Origin of the sequence: Treponema sp. OMZ 805 (assembly GCF_050937395.1) — a bacterium.
Classification (GTDB): Bacteria; Spirochaetota; Spirochaetia; order Treponematales; family Treponemataceae; genus Treponema.
The window spans coordinates 1-17,892 of sequence record NZ_JACCLP010000018.1 but is presented as its reverse complement, the minus strand read 5'-3'; the positions used below and the strand labels follow the sequence as shown (position 1 = coordinate 17,892).

The 17,892-nt window shown below is 44.3% G+C and carries 18 protein-coding genes; 11 read left to right on the top strand and 7 right to left on the bottom strand.

Going from position 1 to position 17,892, the window contains the following annotated elements; translation table 11 throughout:
- Positions 1-2,643, top strand: coding sequence for a DNA mismatch repair protein MutS (gene mutS / locus HGH47_RS11585; protein ID WP_432912478.1), 2,643 nt, complete (start codon positions 1-3; stop codon positions 2,641-2,643).
- A gap of 262 nt (positions 2,644-2,905) precedes the next feature.
- Here mutS and HGH47_RS11580 read toward each other — a convergent pair whose 3' ends face one another.
- Both HGH47_RS11580 and HGH47_RS11575 read right to left on the bottom strand, forming a co-directional pair.
- A complete protein-coding gene (locus HGH47_RS11580) occupies positions 2,906-3,430 on the bottom strand; it encodes a GNAT family N-acetyltransferase (protein WP_212566175.1) in 525 nt (174 codons plus the stop codon).
- The gene (locus HGH47_RS11575; protein ID WP_212566176.1) at positions 3,427-3,681 is read right to left on the bottom strand and encodes a DUF1778 domain-containing protein; all 255 of its coding nucleotides are present in this window, start codon (positions 3,679-3,681) and stop codon (positions 3,427-3,429) included. Before HGH47_RS11575 ends, HGH47_RS11580 begins: the two co-directional genes overlap by 4 nt.
- A 445-nt stretch (positions 3,682-4,126) precedes the next feature.
- Here HGH47_RS11575 and HGH47_RS11570 point away from each other — a divergent pair, with 445 nt between their 5' ends.
- Entirely contained in the window at positions 4,127-4,297 is a 171-nt protein-coding gene (locus HGH47_RS11570; RefSeq protein ID WP_016523292.1) for a DUF362 domain-containing protein, read from the top strand.
- Between the two features lie 178 nt (positions 4,298-4,475).
- Here HGH47_RS11570 and HGH47_RS11565 read toward each other — a convergent pair whose 3' ends face one another.
- Entirely contained in the window at positions 4,476-4,721 is a 246-nt protein-coding gene (locus tag HGH47_RS11565) for a hypothetical protein (protein WP_212566177.1), read from the bottom strand.
- A gap of 95 nt (positions 4,722-4,816) precedes the next feature.
- Between HGH47_RS11565 and HGH47_RS11560 the strand changes: the two genes are divergently transcribed.
- Positions 4,817-5,749 carry a LysM peptidoglycan-binding domain-containing M23 family metallopeptidase gene (locus tag HGH47_RS11560; RefSeq protein ID WP_212566534.1) on the top strand — a complete coding sequence of 311 codons (933 nt, stop codon included), beginning with the start codon at positions 4,817-4,819 and terminating at the stop codon, positions 5,747-5,749.
- Positions 5,750-5,829: 80 nt separating this feature from the next.
- A complete protein-coding gene (locus tag HGH47_RS11555) occupies positions 5,830-6,729 on the top strand; it encodes a hypothetical protein (RefSeq protein WP_230974591.1) in 900 nt (299 codons plus the stop codon).
- A gap of 200 nt (positions 6,730-6,929) precedes the next feature.
- On the opposite strand, the gene HGH47_RS11550 is transcribed toward HGH47_RS11555, so the two are convergent.
- The gene (locus HGH47_RS11550) at positions 6,930-7,619 is read right to left on the bottom strand and encodes a DUF2715 domain-containing protein (RefSeq protein WP_212566179.1); all 690 of its coding nucleotides are present in this window, start codon (positions 7,617-7,619) and stop codon (positions 6,930-6,932) included.
- A gap of 363 nt (positions 7,620-7,982) precedes the next feature.
- A complete protein-coding gene (locus HGH47_RS11545; RefSeq protein WP_212566180.1) occupies positions 7,983-8,294 on the bottom strand; it encodes a helix-turn-helix domain-containing protein in 312 nt (103 codons plus the stop codon).
- Between the two features lie 110 nt (positions 8,295-8,404).
- Here HGH47_RS11545 and HGH47_RS11540 point away from each other — a divergent pair, with 110 nt between their 5' ends.
- Complete coding sequence (locus tag HGH47_RS11540) at positions 8,405-9,760, top strand: sodium/glutamate symporter (protein WP_212566181.1); 1,356 nt, start codon at positions 8,405-8,407, stop codon at positions 9,758-9,760.
- Positions 9,761-9,762: 2 nt separating this feature from the next.
- Positions 9,763-10,842, top strand: coding sequence for an NAD(P)-dependent oxidoreductase (locus HGH47_RS11535; protein ID WP_212566182.1), 1,080 nt, complete (start codon positions 9,763-9,765; stop codon positions 10,840-10,842).
- 126 nt (positions 10,843-10,968) lie between these two features.
- Here the strand turns inward: HGH47_RS11535 and HGH47_RS11530 are convergent, their stop codons facing one another.
- A complete protein-coding gene (locus HGH47_RS11530) occupies positions 10,969-11,142 on the bottom strand; it encodes a transposase (protein ID WP_212566535.1) in 174 nt (57 codons plus the stop codon).
- Positions 11,143-11,288: 146 nt separating this feature from the next.
- Here HGH47_RS11530 and asnA point away from each other — a divergent pair, with 146 nt between their 5' ends.
- The 4 genes from asnA to HGH47_RS11510 all read left to right on the top strand — a co-directional run bounded on the left by asnA (position 11,289) and on the right by HGH47_RS11510 (position 15,605).
- Positions 11,289-12,326: an aspartate--ammonia ligase gene (gene asnA / locus HGH47_RS11525; protein ID WP_212566183.1), complete on the top strand. Its 1,038-nt coding sequence runs from the start codon at positions 11,289-11,291 to the stop codon at positions 12,324-12,326.
- Between the two features lie 35 nt (positions 12,327-12,361).
- Complete coding sequence (locus HGH47_RS11520) at positions 12,362-13,702, top strand: hexokinase family protein (protein WP_432912469.1); 1,341 nt, start codon at positions 12,362-12,364, stop codon at positions 13,700-13,702.
- Positions 13,703-13,747: 45 nt separating this feature from the next.
- A complete protein-coding gene (gene thiI, locus HGH47_RS11515) occupies positions 13,748-14,923 on the top strand; it encodes a tRNA uracil 4-sulfurtransferase ThiI (RefSeq protein WP_212566184.1) in 1,176 nt (391 codons plus the stop codon).
- A gap of 82 nt (positions 14,924-15,005) precedes the next feature.
- The gene (locus HGH47_RS11510; RefSeq protein WP_230974593.1) at positions 15,006-15,605 is read left to right on the top strand and encodes a hypothetical protein; all 600 of its coding nucleotides are present in this window, start codon (positions 15,006-15,008) and stop codon (positions 15,603-15,605) included.
- On the opposite strand, the gene HGH47_RS11505 is transcribed toward HGH47_RS11510, so the two are convergent.
- Positions 15,587-16,771 (bottom strand): hypothetical protein, encoded by a 1,185-nt coding sequence (locus tag HGH47_RS11505; protein ID WP_212566186.1) that lies wholly within the window; start codon positions 16,769-16,771, stop codon positions 15,587-15,589. The genes HGH47_RS11510 and HGH47_RS11505 overlap by 19 nt on opposite strands.
- Positions 16,772-17,072: 301 nt before the next feature.
- On the opposite strand from HGH47_RS11505, the gene HGH47_RS11500 reads away from it, so the two are divergent.
- Entirely contained in the window at positions 17,073-17,789 is a 717-nt protein-coding gene (locus tag HGH47_RS11500) for a 5'-methylthioadenosine/adenosylhomocysteine nucleosidase (RefSeq protein WP_212566187.1), read from the top strand.
- The last annotated feature ends 103 nt before the right edge of the window (positions 17,790-17,892 follow it).

Genomic DNA, 17,892 nt, shown 5'->3' with positions numbered 1-17,892 from the left:
ATGACAAAACCGGCGTCGCTCACCCCGATGATGCAGCAGTATCTCTCAATAAAGGCGCAGTATAGGGATGCTGTGCTCTTTTTCCGCTTAGGCGATTTTTATGAGATGTTCAACGACGATGCAATCGAGGTGAGTAAACTGCTGAATTTAACGCTGACTCAGCGGACGGGAAGTCCGATGTGCGGCATTCCTTATCATGCTTCGCGTATTTATATTGCGCGTCTGTTGCGTGCCGGAAAAAAAATTGCGATTTGCGAGCAGGTTTCGGATGTTGTTCCGGGCGAACTGACCGAGCGGAAAATTGTAGAAGTAATTACTCCCGGCACCGCTACAGGGGAAGATTTCCTTGAGCAAGGACAAAACAATTACCTTGCTGCTGTGTACTGCACACCGAAAGAAATTACCCGCGGCACTATTACGGATGTGTTTATCGGTTTTGCGTACCTTGACGTTAGCACCGGAGAATTTTTTGCTACGTCTTTTCCGCGTTCCGATTTTGCAGAGCAATTTAAAAAAGAACTCGGTCGTATACAGCCGCGGGAAATCCTTATTCAAATATCGCTTGCCAATTCGGTGCCGGCCTTAAAAACCTTGTGCGGAGAATATCCGCAGATGCTACAAAACCTCTATCCCGATTGGCATTTTTCCGCTGCGTCCGCAGAAAAGAGGCTGTGTGCGTGCTTCGGTACCGAAACACTTAAATCGTTTTCTTTAACGGCATCTTCACCCGAATTGCCACCGGCAGGGCTGCTGCTTCAATATTTGGATCAAACGACAGGAGCGGCTTTGCCCCATATTACAGGCATAAAGGTATACCGCGATTCCGATTTTGTGATGATGGATGATGCGACACGTAAAAACCTTGAACTGCTCCAAAACCTGCATGACAATACGGATTCTTTTACCCTGTTTGAAACCGTCAATTATACAAAGACGGCGATGGGAACGCGCCTTTTGCGGCACTGGCTCTATCATCCGCTGCGAACCGCTGAGGAAATAAACGCGCGGCTTGATAAAACGGCGCTGCTTTTCCATAATGAAAAAGCGCTCGCTGCCGTGCGGAACACACTTGCTGCAGTGCTTGATATCCACCGACTTACCGGTAGGGTTGCCATGCAGCGGGCGCACGGAAAGGATCTGTTAGGAATTAAGCAGAGCCTTAATGCCTGTATCGAGCTTGCACAGCTCAGTAGAAGTAACGGCCTCTTTTTTTTACAGCTGCCGCAAAAGCTGAGCGATGATATGGAACGGCTCTATACGCTTTTGGACAACAGCATCGCCGAAGATTGCCCGATTGTCCTTACCGAAGGCGGCTTAATTAAGCAGGGCTGGTCAAAAAAACTGGATGAACTGCGCAATACGCGGGATAACGCCAATAAGCTTTTAGAAAACTATTTGGAAAAAGAGCGGGAAAAATCGGGGATTAAAAACTTAAAAATCAAGTACAACCGGTTAAGCGGCTACTTTCTTGAAGTAACCCACGGCAGCCTTAAAACGGCGGAGATTCCTCAGCATTTTATTAGACGCCGCTCGCTGACAACCGCCGACCGTTTTACGACGGAGGCTTTAAGCAAACTTGAAACAAAGCTGAACGATGTAGGTGAAAACATTATTGCGTGTGAAAAAGAGCTGTTCCTTGCAGTGCATACGGAAGTATACAATCGGATTGAACTACTGCACCTCCTTGCAAAAGAAATCGCAGAATTGGATGTGCTACAATCCTTTGCATATACGGCAGCCCTTCATGCATGGGTAAAGCCTGAGTTTTCCGCCGACGGCCTGTTAGATATCCGTGAAGGTCGGCACCCCGTTGTAGAAAATCATCTGCCGACAGGCGAATTCGTGCCCAACAGCATACGGCTTTCTTCTTCCGCCGCTTCGGATATACCCTCGTTTGCGCTCATTACCGGCCCTAATATGGCAGGGAAAAGCACTTTCTTGCGGCAGACTGCACTTATTACGCTGCTTGCACAGGTCGGTTCTTTTGTGCCGGCGGAAAAAGCGCTGCTTACCCCTGTCGATTGTATTTTTTGTCGGGTTGGTGCAAGCGATAATCTCGCCCGCGGGGAGTCTACCTTCCTCGTCGAAATGACCGAGACTGCATATATCTTGCGTAACGCCTCGGTTAACAGCCTCGTTATTATGGATGAAATCGGCAGAGGGACTTCGACGGGGGACGGATTTTCAATTGCGCGGGCGGTGAGCGAATACCTTTTGCATACGATTGGTGCAAAAACCCTCTTTGCAACCCATTACCACGAGTTAGCTCAACTCGTCCATCCGCGGCTGCAAAAACTTTGTTTGGATGTATTGGAAACCGAAGGAAAAATTGTATTCTTAAAGAAGGTTATCGAAGGTATTGCAGCCCATTCATACGGGGTGCACGTCGCGGAACTTGCAGGGTTGCCGGAAACGGTTATACAGCGGGCGACGGAACTGCTGAACGCACAGGTTCCCGGTACTACCATACCTACGGACTTTACCGTGCCGGCAAAGAAAAAAGCCTCTCCGGAAAATAGTCTCTTTAGCGATGAAGAAATGGTGATAAACGAGATCCTTTCTACAAACGCCGACGAAACCACTCCGCTCCAAGCCCTGCAGATGATCACCCGCTGGAAAAAAACACTCTTCGCCGGTAATTAAAACAGGGTATTCTCCCATAAAAAGTCAATCGAAAGTTGAAACTTTGTTCAACTGTTGCATTTTAGGGAAGGTTTATTTTAAGCCGCTGAAATAGCGCGGCTTAAAAACACGTCGAGTTTGCTTACGCAAATATCGCGTATTGACGTATGCGCGTTCCGCGCACAAATGCAACAGTTTCCAAAGTTGAAACTTTGTTCAACTGTTGCATTTTAAGGAAGGAACATACGAGTCTATAAAGTTTGTGATTGTTTTGAGGGAACCTTTAAAAAAACTCAGTTTTTTGGGTTGCTTTTCTTATTGTATCAACGAGCATAAAATAAGATAAATCCTCATCTATGAATTTTTGAAAACCGTAATGTTCATAAAAGTTTTTTGAAGTTTCTTTTGCATCTACTATTATCAAATAAAGACCTGTTATATCTGCTACTTGAATAGCCTTTATAAAAACTTGTAAAAGAAGCCATTTTCCTATTCCGTTCCCTTGTATTTCTTTATTAACAGCGAGCCTCGCAATTCTTAGTGCAGGAATCGGATATTTCGGCAATTTATCTCTATATCTATCCGGAATTTCTTGATAAGCAACTTGAGCTGTCGCTAATGTAAAATAGCCTGAAATCCGGTTATTGTTATTCAAAGCAACAAAAGTTTTCCCTATACCCAACTCATCATTCTTTATTGCATATCGTGATAAAAATTCATTTAATTTCTCAATACCGCAATCAAATTTTTTAAGGAGCGATTTTTGTTGTATTTCTTTTATTGAAACTAACTTATGGTCACTCATCATTGAAATAATCTTTTCAAAGCATCATTGGGTTCCGGCGGTTTATCTAAAGCCATCATTATTAAATCTCTATCACGATTAGAAAGTACAAGAGTATCATTTTCTGTTAAATCTATTTGTGCTTGTTTTAATGAGGTTGAAAGAATATATGAAGAGAGTGAAAGATGTTTAAGTTCAGCAGCTCTCTCAAGTGTGGATTTTTGCTGAGTGTTGGCTCTCAAGTCAATTCTTACATTTTTTAGTGCGACTGCCATTTTTACTACCTCCATAGTACAATATATCATAATATGTGTAATTTGTACACACAAGATATATCAGGGTAAACGCATCAGGCCGTTTTTTTAACACCCCCCGCGGAAAAATTGAGACTATTCGACCAGAGTTGAACCTCTTCGCGGTTCAAATGGTCTCACAGTCTTAATTTTTCCACGGTTTTTATCTACTCTACCTGATGCGTTTACCCGCCTGTTGAAAAAAATGTGCGAAATTTTAACCAAAATTTCGCACAGAAGGAAGGCAACCTCTAAAAATATTTTTAATGCGGTTGCCCTGCAAGATATATAATTTTTAAAGGATGTTATATATGGTGTCAAGTAATTGCATTTTAAGGAAGATTACAATGAGATGCAATGCGGAGCCTTGCATTTTTCGGTCGTTCTGATTATGATAGGGGCATCACACATATCAAGGAGTATGATTATGGCTTATAAGATCTCCGATGCTTGCGTTAATTGCGGTGCATGCGAGGGCGAATGCCCCGTCGGCGCTATCAGTGAAGCGAATGGAGTACGGGTTATCGATGCTGATGCTTGCATCAGCTGCGGTGCATGTGCCGGCGTTTGTCCTACGGAAGCAATTTCCGAAGAATAACGTTTAGGTTTCTTTGCGGCAGTTCTGGAACCGGTAAATGCAAGACGGTTCGGTATGCACAGACTGCCGCTATTATCTTATTTTATTACAAAAGGTTTTAAGCGTGAAAGAGTATTTTCACAAACTGGCTGCCGGTTATAAGTTTCTATTTTTAAAGGCGTGTACATTTGTTTTGCTTTTAGGAGTTTGCCTTCTTTTCAGTTTTTGTATTGTCTATCCACTCTGGTTGTTGGCAACTCGGTACACACAGGTTTATACCGCTATCAGTCTCCTGCTTTTTGTGGCGCTCCTGTTGTTTTTCATTGTTAAGCGCAGTATAAAAAGCTATAAGGCTCATCCGCGAAGGTTTCTGCATTCGCTCATAAAAAAGCTCATTCTCTTTGGAGGATTGCTCCTCTTCTTTATATTTATTTTTGCTTATCATCGTATCTTGGCTTTATCCGTGCTTATTCTCTCGCTCATATTATATGGTTTCGTAGCCTTTGGGTTTTCGGAAGACCGGATATAGCGTTCTCTGTGATGAAAAAATTTCCGCTCTGCTGCGCACTTCTTCTGGTTGTCCATATTATTGCGGCAGCCGAGTCCGCGGAACTGCCGCTTATACCGGAGCTGTCTCCTCAAAATCATATTTTTCAGCAATATAGCGATGATGTCCTCTATGCACGGAAAGCGCTTGCAGCGGGAAAAACCGCTCGTGAACTGCCCCTGCAATTTTATCGCTATAAAGCACAAAAAGAAGATACCATTATCCGAATTGCTGCCCGATGCAGTATCCCGTATGATGCGCTGATCACTTTAAACGGTATCGAATCCGTTAAAACCAATATTTCAGGTAAAATGCTCTTGCTACCGACTTTACCGGCGCTCTATCTCCCCGAAAAAGCGGTTTCGGATATCGAAAAATTGACCGAAGCGCTGAGTAAAAAGCTTAAAACCGAATCCTTTTCAATTACGCTTCCTTCTGCTGCAAACCCCGGAAAAAAAATACGGGTGGAATGCTTTCCGAATGCAATGCTTGACAGCACCGTGCGCAGCTTCTTTTTTGTTCCGTTCTATCGGTTTCCGTTGCAGAATGCAGTTGTTACTTCTGACTTCGGGATGCGGAAAAGCCCGTTTACCGGAAAATCAACCTATCATGCAGGCATTGATCTTGCCGCCCCAACCGGAAGCCCTGTCTATGCCTGTGCCGCAGGTACGGTTATTGAAGTTGCATACAGTAATATCTACGGCAATTATATCCTGATACGCCATGATGACGGCAGGGAAAGTTTGTACGGTCATTTAAGCAAGGTTCAAGCCCGCTTGTATGAAAAGGTAAAATCAGGTATAGTAATAGGGTATGTCGGTTCTACAGGACTTTCCACGGGACCGCATTTACACTTTGAGGTACGCGAGCAAGGAAAAGCAAAAAATCCGTCCCTTTTCATTGATACAAAGAAAGCAAAGTCATGAAACAGCTCTTGTGTATAACATCATATTTTTTCTTTTTTTCCATTTCTTTTTTTTACCCTGACAGTTTTAGGGTCAGCAATATGCATTCATATATCTTTGACAGGGAGGCGTTTGCACCCGTGTCGCTCACCATCGGTTATAATGATGCGGTTTCATTTGCGGTTAAAAGCGATTTTTTGTTTTTGGAAGGGATAGAACTTGAAATAAAGCAGGATAAGATAAGTATGAATTATCCCAATTCCATCGCTTATACGGTGTATACCGATATTAAACCTGAACCTTCAAAGAGATATATCGACTATTCTGCAAAAAAAATCAGTACGGCGCTGCTGCCGAATAGGTTTTCGCATATTCTGAGGATTCCGGTAAAGAAAGACTATACTTTTAAGCACATAAAAAATAGTGAACTTTTACCGTATAGCAGTAGGGTCGCTGTAAGTCCTGTTATGCTGCGGCTGAATCCGGTTATGAAAGGCTTGCCTGACGATTTTGAACGAGCCTCTTTTACGGTTATTATTCGTCCCTTGCTGATTGCTGAGGGCGGCTTACAGTTGAAGCTTCAATTCCCCGAAAAGGAACAGAAACCTGTTACTGTGCAGCTGAATAATGAATATCTTACGCAGTTCGAAGATTTGCAGCTGTTATTGCCGGGGACATATTCGATAAGTATCAGTTCAGATGCATACCGAACCGAAATGCGCTCTTGTATTATCGAGCGAGGTAAAATTACGCAGCTGGAAGTTCAGTTGAAATCTATTACGCCGTTACTGCACATACAAGCGCCGGAAAATGTGGCAGTATTCCTTGATAATCAAGAGATAACGCTTTCAAAGGAACCGCTGCCGGTTGCAGTGGGGGGGCATACCATAGTCTTTAAGATGGGAACGTATGAACTAACCCGTCAAATTACCGTTGAGGAAGGAAAGACCTACGAAATGACAATGACGATGGATGTTCTCTTGCAGGAAATTGCAGATTAAAATAAAATGCATTAAGGTTTAGCACATCAAAGCCGATATATAGAGTATCGGTCGGTTAGTTCCCCTCCCACCCATTAATCGACCGATAGCCAGACGGCGGGCCGGTTCTTTAACCGGCTTTTTTTTGTGTAACAAAACTTACCGCAGATTTATTCGTGCGGATGGTTTAATACCCCGACGCTTTGCGTCGGGGGTGTCTTTTAAAAGACGAATTGAACACCGGCTTTGATATTTAACGAATGTGCAATTTTCCCTGATGCACTTTTATCTTCTGCTGTAGTGCTTGTGTTACCGGTTTTTGTTACAGTTTTTGTATATACGGGAGCGTAGAGCGTATCGGATATGCCGCCGTAGATTCCTACCATTTTGGTAAACATATAGGAAACATTCAGATTGACGCCGCCGCCGATATTGACTTGCGATTTTTCTTCTTTTGTTGTTACAAAAAGCTTAGTATACGTGTTGTTTCGCCCGCTTCCCCCGATGCCAAGACCGAGTCCGAGTGTAAGATCCATCTTTTTTATGGGATGGAATACATAGAAAAATCCAAACTGACTGTCGATTACATACGTCAGATCTTCGTTCCCTCTGTCTATAGTAATTACCTTGTGGTTATTGTTCCCTACACGGTTTTTCGTGATAATTTTTTGTCCGAACGCAAAATTCACGGTTCCGTATGCCCCGAAATTTTGAACGAACTCAACACCGAATAAGACATTCAGACCGCCGGTATGGGTTGCCCATGAAGATTTATTTTCGCTGCTGTGAGTTGTACGGCTACCGAAATAGGTATAGACCGGTCCTACATCAAGGCTCATCTTTACTTTGGCGGAAAGAAAGCCTATCGAAAATACGGTGAGTAAACAGAGAATACAAATTCTTTTCTTCATATATTTCATCCTCCTAAAAAGGTATGAGCATCTCTAAAAACTCGGTTAGTTTTTAGCGATGTTCGTATAAAGTTATTGGCAAGTATGGCACTTTTACCGGTTTCAGTCAATGAAACGAAAAAGGGTAAAGACATTAGAACTGCCTTTTGAAAATAGTCTGCTATGAAAAGTCAAGGGGTTAAATGGAAGTTTTGTGGCGGTTGCGAAATATCAAAATCAGGAGAGAAGAAAGAAAGGTATATCAGGGTAAATACATCAGGCACTCTTTGGAGTACCCTGTAAATTAACATACCTCGACACAGAGCATCCAAACATTAAAGCCTCTGCACCAATAACAGACCGTCTACAACACCTCCCAATCCGCTATACCAGTGCATGTACCATTTTTTTTATGATTTCCATCTGATAAGGGGTGAGTTTTATAAGATCATGCGTGATATCCTGTATATCGCTCTGCTTTGAATTATAAATCGGATCCTTTCCCGTAACCAAATACTCAACAGAAACGCCGAGCGCCGACGCTATTTTAACGGCTGTTTCCACATTCGGTAAAACTCCGCGCGCATCTATATACGATAAAAATGTACTGTTACTGATTCCTACTTCCGCGGAGAGTTCTTTTACGAGCAATCCTTTATATTCAATCTCTTGTCTAAGCCTATCCTTAAAGCTCATAGCCGCAGAATATCATAATCTTGATGTTAAAGACTTGACAAAATCAATATCTTGTTTAATATTTATTTATAACATCAAAATATTGATGCAAACCGAGAGAGGAGGAATCTATGTCTTTATGGGATATTGTAACCGATGCGGGACTTTTAGGCGCACTGCTGCTTATCGGCCAATTTTTAAGAGCTAAGGTCAAGTTTTTTCAGTCCATACTGATGCCGGCTTCGCTGATAGGAGGTTTTATCGGCTTGGCTCTTGGGCCGAGTGGTTTTCAGATATTGCCGTTCTCAGCTCAATTAACAAAGTATGCAGGGGTGCTTATCGCAGTTGTGTTCGCGTGTACGCCCATCGGAGATAAGCCTATCTCAAAAAAAGAGATAAAAGGCGTAGGCGGTTTCTTCTATCAAAATACGGGCATCCTGATGCTGCAGTATGCAGCAGGAATGGCTTTAGCGCTTGGAATACTCAATAAATTGTGGCCAGGGCTGAACGATGGTTTCGGTTTGCTGATGGCAACCGGATTTTACGGCGGACACGGGACGGCCGCTGCTGTTGGTGCGATTTATAAAGAGCATGGATATCCTGAATTTTTCGATTTGGCAAACGCATCGGCTACAGTCGGATTAGTCGGCGGTATTGTTATCGGTATGATTATTATCAACTGGGGTACGCGGAAAGGTTATACAAACTATGTTGAATCGCCGAAGCAGCTTCCCGAATATATCCGTACGGGGCTTATTCCTGAAAGTCAGCAAAAAAGCGGTGGAAAAATCACGATTTCAAATATGTCTTTGGATCCGCTCGCATTCCATATCGGAATCATTATGATCGCTACTATGTTGGGTAAATGGTTCTCGAGTATGGTGCAGCGTCAAGTGAGCTGGCTTTCCATTCCGGTATTCGTTTCCGCATTACTCTTCGGATATATCATGCAGTTCTTTTTAAAGAAAACCGGCGCCGCCAAGTATGTTGACAGATATACCGTACAAAGAATGAGCAGTACCTCAACGGATTTATTGGTTATATCTGCCATTGTCGGGCTCAAACTCAATGTTATTGCCGCAAACTTCGGGCCGCTTTTAATCAGTTTTGTATTTGGTCTTATCCTTAATATTGTATGGTTTCTGTATGTCGGTAAATATAGTTCGTCTAAAGATTGGTTTGAGCGGGCTATTATGAATTACGGCCGTGCAAACGGTGTTATCGCAACGGGTGTATTGCTCAGTAGGGTTGTTGACCCTGATCAAAAATCGCGAGGTTTGGAAGATACCGGTATAACGGACTTGCTTAACAGACCTATTGCAATCGCTTTACAGGCATTACCTCCTATCTTTATTGCGATGGGCGGAGTATATCCGATGTACACGACATTCGTTATGTGGGCAGGGTTTATCGTGTTAACGGTTATCGCCCTGGCATTTAAGTGGTGGACACCCGGAAAGATGCAGTATTCAAAAGGAGATGAATGAGTATGCTGAAGTACGATATAATACATTTTGAGGCGCTCGGTAAAGAAGCGGAGTTTTTAAAGAATATAACAGAAGAACTGCAAAAGAAAGGCGCATTGCCTACTTCTTTTACCTCTTTAATTACGCCATTGACTATCCAAGAATATCTGAAAGAAAATACGGTTGATTTACCCGATATCATTACGACGAAAACGCATTCGAAATTGCCGGATTCGTATGTTAATAATGGAATTAAAAAAAGCGTTATTACGCGGAGTGCGGGATATGATCATTTTGAACACCTGCAATACAAGATTAACTTAGCAAGTTTAAGAGAATATTGCATTGATGCCGTTGCACAAACCGCAATAAAATTCCTGTATTGCACAACAGGCAATTTAAATGAGTATTCAGATAACACAAAGATTTTTGAAAGAAAAAATACGAAATCTTTTATTGAACTGGGAAAAAACAGGGTTGCCACCGTGTACGGCGTCGGAAAGATCGGTAAACGGATTTATGAAGACCTTGAGGCAAACGGCGTAACTGTTCAAGCAGTGGATATTCGCGAGAACGAATTGAAACAAATGTCGGAATATAAAGACTGCCGTTTTACGGATCGCGATACTGCTATTGCAAATTCCGATATACTCATCAATGTAATGAATTTAACAAAAGATAAAAACAGCAGGTTTTATAATGCAGGATACTTTGATGAAACGTATCTTTTAAAAGCAAAAAAACCGCTGATTTTTATCAATGTTACAAGAGGAGAAATTGCTCCTGAAGCGACGTTGCTGAAGCTCTACAGAGAAGGAAAGATTATCGGTATTGCAGCGGATGTGTTCAGCCAAGAGTCTGAATTAACGGATTATTTGCGGGCAAACGATTTTAATGGTTGCCGTAATGAAAATATTCTGGCCGCAAAAGAAATTATCGATGAAGCACTGGCAAGGAAATCGAATTTCTATGTACAGCCCCATCAAGGATTCAATTCGGATATAGCTGCAAAGACAAAAGCTGCGGAAGCAATGAACCATGTCGTATTCTGGTTGAATAACGGTAAAGATCACTTTAAAGAGCAATTACCGTATTATACATAGGGGCACCTCTAAAAATCTAACCGAGTTTTTAGAGGTGCCCAATACCTCCGACACTCTGCGTCGGGGGTGCCCGTAAGTTCGTCCATACAGGCGATGAGGATGTCATTTGTTGAGGTTTTTGCCGTTCTATCTTGGATTCATTCGCAGCGCATCGAGAAAAAGTATCGGGTATAATTTCTCCAGCGGACGGTTGCACCACTGCCGAACATCCTCAATGACGGATTCTGCTACCCGAAAAATCAATTCGGGCAAAACCTCCGCCCCACAGACATTCTGCGGAATTTGCTCTATCTGTTTGATACGATTACCCTTCTTCTAAAATAAACTGTCTGAAATTTTGAGCACAATTCCGCACAAAAGGGATACAACCACACCCTTGTTTTTTCCCTGAAAAAAAGATAGATTGGCGTATCTCATGTGAAAATCATTAAGGAAAGTCAGAGCTTATGCCGCATCTTTATATCCCCGAACACTACCGTCCGGTTTTAACCGGTAAAGAAACGGAACAGGCTATCGTCCGTATTAAGAGCTTTTTTCAGCTCACCCTATCGACCCGTTTGAACTTAACGCGCGTTACGGCTCCGCTCTTTGTTCCCAGAGGGAAAGGATTGAACGACGATCTGAATGGCATAGAGCGGGCAGTGCATTTTCCGGTAAAGGATATGAACGAGCAGGAACTTGAGATTGTACACTCGCTTGCAAAGTGGAAGCGTGTTAAAATAGCGGAAATGGGATTACAGTCCGGCTTCGGTATTTATACCGATATGAATGCGATCCGAGCCGATGAGGAACTCGATAATATTCATTCGCTGTATGTCGATCAGTGGGATTGGGAACTCGCGATGGAGGAGACCGACCGAACGCTCGATTTTCTGAAGGCAACCGTAGAAAAAATATACGATTGCTTAAAGTGTACCGAGTTTTTTATCTATGATAACTATTCGGCAATCGAGCCGATTCTGCCGAAACATATCACCTTTATCCATGCGGAAGACCTCTATGCGCAGTATCCCAATCTTTCCGGAAAGGAACGGGAGCGGAAGTGTGCTCAACAGTACGGCGCTGTTTTTTTAATCGGTATCGGCGCTCCGCTTACAAACGGAGAACCGCATGACGGCAGGGCGCCCGACTATGACGACTGGATTACCGCAACCGGCAGCGGACGGCATGGATTAAACGGAGATTTACTGGTATGGAATCCCGTGTTGAAAGATGTGCTTGAACTCTCGTCGATGGGAATCAGGGTAAGTCCTAAAACGATGAGGGAACAGCTTGCCGCCCGCAACTGTATGGAACGGGCATCGCTGTTTTTTCATACAAAGCTGCTGAACGGAGAACTTCCCCAAACCATCGGCGGGGGAATCGGGCAGTCGCGGCTCTGTATGTTCTTTTTGCGGAAAGCGCATATCGGTGAAACACAGGTTTCGGTATGGCCCGACGATATGCGGGCTCAGTGTGCGGGACGGAGTATTTCGTTATTATAGAATATTTGTGAATGAATTTATCGGGAGGCATTACAATGGACATTCGGCATTCGGTCGCTGCGTTTTTTGGACGGCACAATTTTGATGCGGAAGGCCCTACGGTCAATACGGTTATCGATACGCTGCTGTATGACATGGAAGAAGGACTGAAACGGGATCCGAGCATTCCCGTCGGTACAGGGCCGGCTCTGGATATGATTCCTACGTGGTTTATGCCGCCTCAACAGCCGCCAAAGAATACTTCGGTTATCGTTATCGATGCGGGCGGAACCAATTTCCGCTCATGCTTGGTTACCTTTGACGAAAACAGTATCCCGTCTATCAGTCAGCCTGAGCGGAAGCCGATGCCGGCAACCGATCGGGAATACTCCAAAGCGGAATTTTTTGACACCATCGCCTCTTATTTAGATCATTTAAAGAACGCCGCGGATTCTATCGCGTTTTGCTTTTCGTATGCGATGAAAATTACTCCGGCAGGCGACGGCGAAGTGCTGCAATTCTCTAAGGAAATCAAAGCGCCCGAGGTGATCGGCTCATTAGTCGGTCAAAATCTGGAGACGGCGCTGATGCAGCGGGGCTGGAATAAACTGAAACGCATTGTACTGTTAAACGATACGGTCGCGGCGCTCCTCGCAGGGGCATCAACTGCCGTCGGCGGGAAAAAATACGATTCGTATATAGGCTTTATCCTCGGAACCGGCATGAACGCCGCGTATATCGAATATCAGAATATCCCAAAAATTGCGGCGAACAGCGCCGGTACCGTAGCCTTGCCCGCGCAGATTGTCGTCTGCGAGTCGGGAAAGTCGAACAAACAGCCGCGCAGCGATTTTGACGAAGCGTTTGCAAAAAAGACCGACCAGCCGCAGATGTTTTGGTTTGAAAAGATGTGCTCCGGCGCCTACCTCGGCTCGGTTGCTTCGGTGATGATACGGGCAGCCGCTGCGGACAATCTTTTTTCCGCCGGTGTTAAAAAAGCGTTTGCTTCCATTGCCGACCTTCCGCTCATCGATGTAAACCGCTTTTTGCAAGCGCCGTATTCCGATCAAACTCCGCTCGGACTTCCGTTAGCCGGCGGCACGGAAGAAGACCGCGAGGTTCTCTACCGGATATTGGATGCACTGATTATGCGCACGGCGCGGCTCGCTGCGGGGAATATCGCGGCGGCTGTCATTAAAACAGGCAAGGGGAAAAATCCTGCGCTGCCGGTTTGTATCCTTGCAGAGGGTACAACGTTTTTAAAAACGCACCGGTTACACGATGCCGTCCTTGCGCACCTCTATACGGCGTTGACGCAAAACCGCGGCATTTATTTTGAGGTGTTGTCCCTCGATCATGCAATTACGTTCGGCACCGCCATCGCGGGCACAATTTAGCAATGTAATAATGTAACAATGTAACGGAGGTTTAACGGAACTTACATGGCGGAGCTTTTTTATCTGGCAAAAATCGGAGAAATCAATCTTAAAAAAGGGAACCTAAAGGATTTTGAACGGCGGCTTGCGCAAAACTTCAGAAGCTATTTTGGCGGAGCAGTACCGAACGTACAGGTACGCGCCGGACGGATGTATGTACGGGCTGATGAGGCCTTGCAGCCGCGGGTAGAAGCGGCTTTGAATCACCTTTTCGGTATTACGAGCTGGGCGCAGGCAAAACCGGCGGACAAAACGCTTGAGGCAATTTCCGAAACGGCTGTTGCCGAAGCTAAGGCGTTGCAAGCGCAAGGTGCACGCACCTTTAAAATTGAAGCCCGCCGCGCCGATAAGCAATTTCCCCTCACTTCGTATGACATTGCGCGGGAAGTAGGCGGCACTATTCATACGGCGGGAATTTTAACCGTCGATGTGCATAACCCCGACGCGGTTATCAGCATCGAGGTGCGCGAAAAGCAAGCGTTCATTTACGGTGTCGAACATACCGGCAGGAGGGGGCTTCCCTGCGGCTGTTCGGGACGGGCGCTGCTGCTGCTCTCGGGCGGAATCGACTCCCCCGTTGCCGGATACAAAATGCTTTTCCGCGGTATGAAAGTCGATTACGTGTATTTTCATTCCCATCCGTATACATCACCGGAAGCTCAGCAAAAGGTAGAAACCTTAGCCGGTATTTTAGCCCGTTACGGACTCGGCGGGTACCTTACCGTTGTGTCGTTTACCAAGGTACAGCAGCACCTCAAGCGGACGGTGCCGGAACCCTATTTGACGCTCCTGCTCCGTATGTGTATGATGCACACCGCCGAAATGCTGGCTGAAAAGGTTAATGCCCAGTGTTTGGTTACGGGAGAAAGCCTTGCGCAGGTGGCAAGCCAAACAATCGAGAACCTTACGATTACCGATAGCTGCGCAAAGCTTCCGATTTTGCGTCCGCTTATCGGCATGGACAAGGAAGAAATCATACGGTATGCGGTTGATATCGGCACCTATCAAACTTCCATACTGCCCTATGAGGATTGCTGCGTGCTGTTTTCGCCCAAGCATCCGGTGCTGCATACACGGCAGAAAGATGCCGAAGAGATCTATGCGCGTATAGGCATCGAGCCGCTGCTGATGGAAGCCTTCGAACAGCGTGAAACAAAAAAAATAGCATGGGTTCTGCCGTAAAGAAAGGGTTTTATTGATAATGCATAAAAAATTATTACCTGTGTTATATTTTTTGATTTTCTCTTCGTTGCACGTAGTGGGGATGAGCGCTGATGAAGCCTATCCTATTATTGAAAAAGTAGTTTCAGCTATACCGATGAGGGAGAACCGTGTCTACTATACAAACACTGATGATATACAACTCATACTCGACGTAGCGGCAGAGACAGGCATAAACTTATTTGAACTGATTGATTGTATGTACCGTTATCTTGCAGCGAATAATAAGCGGCTTGAAATATCGGGAGAAACTCTCCGTAACGCACGAGCATCGTTTAGTTATGGTGGATATCCTGTCGAGCAGCTTTTACCGATAGATACTATCGTGAGTGTTCAGGTCGGGGCTTGTTTTACTAAAAATCAAAATCCGCTTGAAATGGAGCTTGAGGCTCCTTACAGCGTCTACATTGAGATTGCAACGGCTGCGTATGATACTCGATGCGGTTTTACTAAGATGCAGCCGCTCAATTTTCTGGAATCTTACGGTATGTATATAAAAAAATGGAACATTACAAAGCAGATACGAAAAATCCATCTGTATGAATCCGGCTTCGGCGCCGTATACGCTCAAGGCTTCTTTAAACCGAAAAAATGGGCATTCGCACCTATCAGTCGAATTTTGCCTCAGTCCGCCGAACCTTGAGGTTTCAGCTCATTATTTCGTTCCTCAAGCCCCAGTTTTATTTCTTCTTCGCGTGCAATATCCCGTTCAGCGGTTTCGATGAGCTTTTCGTACTGTGCAATGCCGTCTTTGTATCCGGCGATCGCTTTTTGTAATGTTTCTATTTTATGTACCTCACCGGCAAGGGCGAGTTCGTTTTCGATATATTCGATGTCGATTGCATTTTTTCCAAGCTTTACACGATACTCCGCAATAGCATCTAAATACGGTTTAAACAGTTCCGGTACGCCGGTAAGGGATTCGGCGGTGCTCGTGCCTATCTCGGTATAAAAGATATCGCTATATTGTGAGCCTTGCCGTCTTTCGGCTTCCTCAATTTTTTCATCCGTATTTTTTATGATGTCCGTCAGAATATTGATCCGTTTCTGAGGGGTATCGGTGACACCGCATTCCGTGAATGTTTCTTCAAGTTTTTTCTGCTCGGCATTTAGTGTTTCCTTTCTGTCTTCCATCTCATCTTGTTTTGAAACGATTGCTTGTAAGGCAAGATATGCTGTTTCAAGCTGTTCCGGAAAGGATGCGCCGCGTACTTCTTTTATAACATCATCCGTGAGAGACTCCTCTCCTGCCGCAATAATTTGTTCATTCATTTTCTTTTGCAGGCTGGTCAATTTATTTTTTAAAGACAGCAACTGTGGACTCAATGTCAGCTTTTTAAAAAAATGTGCCTCGGTTTTTTGCTGTTCGAGCGCTTGTTTTTCTTGCTGTACCTTCTCGATAGACTCTTTAAGTGGCTCAATCGATTGGGTAATGTGTACAATTTGCGGGACCGAATTATTTTGATAGGCTTGAAAGAACAGTAAAATAAAATCATTCCGTGCTTTCTGATATGCACGCTGCTGTTCATGTAATAGTTTATCAACTTCTTTAGAAAAAACTTTTAATTCATTTTGCCGCGATTGTGCCGTCTTAATGCTCAAAATAGTATCCGAATCCTTTCGGCGGGATTCTCTTAGCATTTTCCACGCTTCAAAATCTTGTTCGTCGATGTGTGGCGTCGTTTCTTTACGCTGTAAAACATATTCGAATTGGGCTTCGCCGCATTCTCTGTACAATGAATTAAGCATTGTTTGTAAATTTTCTCGCTCTTTTTTTCTGTCCGCTAAATTTTTCTTCAGATTATCCATACAAAACCGCCTTTGTTCATCCCGTGAATATAAGATAAGAGAACACTATTAATATATACGTTTATCGTAAAAAATACTATATCCTGCGTTACAAACAAAATAAGATGTTTACAAGCCCGCCGCACGAATAAACTGTTGAAGTATGCACGAGGAAAATACTGGGGATGTCGAAAAAGTAACCAACTTTTGAGACCGCCCATGTTTCTCTAGTACATTTTTTTTAATTCCGATACATTCTTATGAGGGGCTAAAACACAGTCTGATGCGATTACCCTGATATATAGATATAAAGGATAGAAAGATGAGGATAGGTATATTTGCAGCGGAACAGCAGGAGCTGGAAAACATTCGGCAAAGTCTACAAGGACGAAAAATCGAAAGAGCCGGACTCGTGTTTTATGAAGCGGCGCACGGTATCCATACGGTTATCAGCGTATGCGGCGGCATCGGTAAAGTGAATGCAGCGATTTGTACACAGTTGCTGATTTCGGAATTTCATGCGGAAATAATTATCAACACCGGTACTGCCGGAGGTTTAAACGATGCGCTGCATGTATTCGACTTGGTCGTTTCGACCGATGCGGTACAGCATGATGTGGATGTTTCGGTATTCGGCTATGCGAAAGGGCAAGTCGCCGGTACATCGTCTCCGTTTTGGAAAGCAGACGACGCCCTACGCACGGTTTTAATGAAAACCTTTACGCAGCTGAAAAATAACCATGCAGCAGAATTTGCACATGCCGACAAGATGATTGCAGGACGCATCGCTTCGGGTGACCGCTTTATTGTTAATCCTGCGGTAAAGCAGGAGATTATCTCGACGTTTAAGGCTGATTGTGTTGAAATGGAGGGCGCTGCGGTTGCTCAAACCTGCGTAATGAATGCCATTCCCTTTGTGATATTGCGTTGTATTTCCGACAATGCGGGAGAACCTGCCGCAATCTCATATCAGCAGTTTTCAAAAGAGGCATCCCGTATTTCTGCCATGCTGGTATTACATACGCTCTCCCTACTATAACTTTTGCAAATATGCGGGGCATCTACGGCGTTATATGGCGTTGCTTTGACAGGCTTTAAGCTTTTGCTTGACAAAGCATAGGATTATCAGTATATCATTACAG

What these genes read in the sequence shown, in the direction of transcription:
- mutS (WP_432912478.1), top strand. Translation starts at nt 1, where the DNA reads ATGACAAAACCGGCGTCGCTCACCCCGATGATGCAGCAGTATCTCTCA.
- HGH47_RS11580 (WP_212566175.1), bottom strand. Translation starts at nt 3,430, where the DNA reads ATGATGAGTGACCATAAGTTAGTTTCAATAAAAGAAATACAACAAAAA.
- HGH47_RS11575 (WP_212566176.1), bottom strand. Translation starts at nt 3,681, where the DNA reads ATGGCAGTCGCACTAAAAAATGTAAGAATTGACTTGAGAGCCAACACT.
- HGH47_RS11570 (WP_016523292.1), top strand. Translation starts at nt 4,127, where the DNA reads ATGGCTTATAAGATCTCCGATGCTTGCGTTAATTGCGGTGCATGCGAG.
- HGH47_RS11565 (WP_212566177.1), bottom strand. Translation starts at nt 4,721, where the DNA reads ATGATAAGCAAAAATAAATATAAAGAAGAGGAGCAATCCTCCAAAGAG.
- HGH47_RS11560 (WP_212566534.1), top strand. Translation starts at nt 4,817, where the DNA reads ATGAAAAAATTTCCGCTCTGCTGCGCACTTCTTCTGGTTGTCCATATT.
- HGH47_RS11555 (WP_230974591.1), top strand. Translation starts at nt 5,830, where the DNA reads ATGCATTCATATATCTTTGACAGGGAGGCGTTTGCACCCGTGTCGCTC.
- HGH47_RS11550 (WP_212566179.1), bottom strand. Translation starts at nt 7,619, where the DNA reads ATGAAGAAAAGAATTTGTATTCTCTGTTTACTCACCGTATTTTCGATA.
- HGH47_RS11545 (WP_212566180.1), bottom strand. Translation starts at nt 8,294, where the DNA reads ATGAGCTTTAAGGATAGGCTTAGACAAGAGATTGAATATAAAGGATTG.
- HGH47_RS11540 (WP_212566181.1), top strand. Translation starts at nt 8,405, where the DNA reads ATGTCTTTATGGGATATTGTAACCGATGCGGGACTTTTAGGCGCACTG.
- HGH47_RS11535 (WP_212566182.1), top strand. Translation starts at nt 9,763, where the DNA reads ATGCTGAAGTACGATATAATACATTTTGAGGCGCTCGGTAAAGAAGCG.
- asnA (WP_212566183.1), top strand. Translation starts at nt 11,289, where the DNA reads ATGCCGCATCTTTATATCCCCGAACACTACCGTCCGGTTTTAACCGGT.
- HGH47_RS11520 (WP_432912469.1), top strand. Translation starts at nt 12,362, where the DNA reads ATGGACATTCGGCATTCGGTCGCTGCGTTTTTTGGACGGCACAATTTT.
- thiI (WP_212566184.1), top strand. Translation starts at nt 13,748, where the DNA reads ATGGCGGAGCTTTTTTATCTGGCAAAAATCGGAGAAATCAATCTTAAA.
- HGH47_RS11510 (WP_230974593.1), top strand. Translation starts at nt 15,006, where the DNA reads ATGAGCGCTGATGAAGCCTATCCTATTATTGAAAAAGTAGTTTCAGCT.
- HGH47_RS11505 (WP_212566186.1), bottom strand. Translation starts at nt 16,771, where the DNA reads ATGGATAATCTGAAGAAAAATTTAGCGGACAGAAAAAAAGAGCGAGAA.
- HGH47_RS11500 (WP_212566187.1), top strand. Translation starts at nt 17,073, where the DNA reads ATGAGGATAGGTATATTTGCAGCGGAACAGCAGGAGCTGGAAAACATT.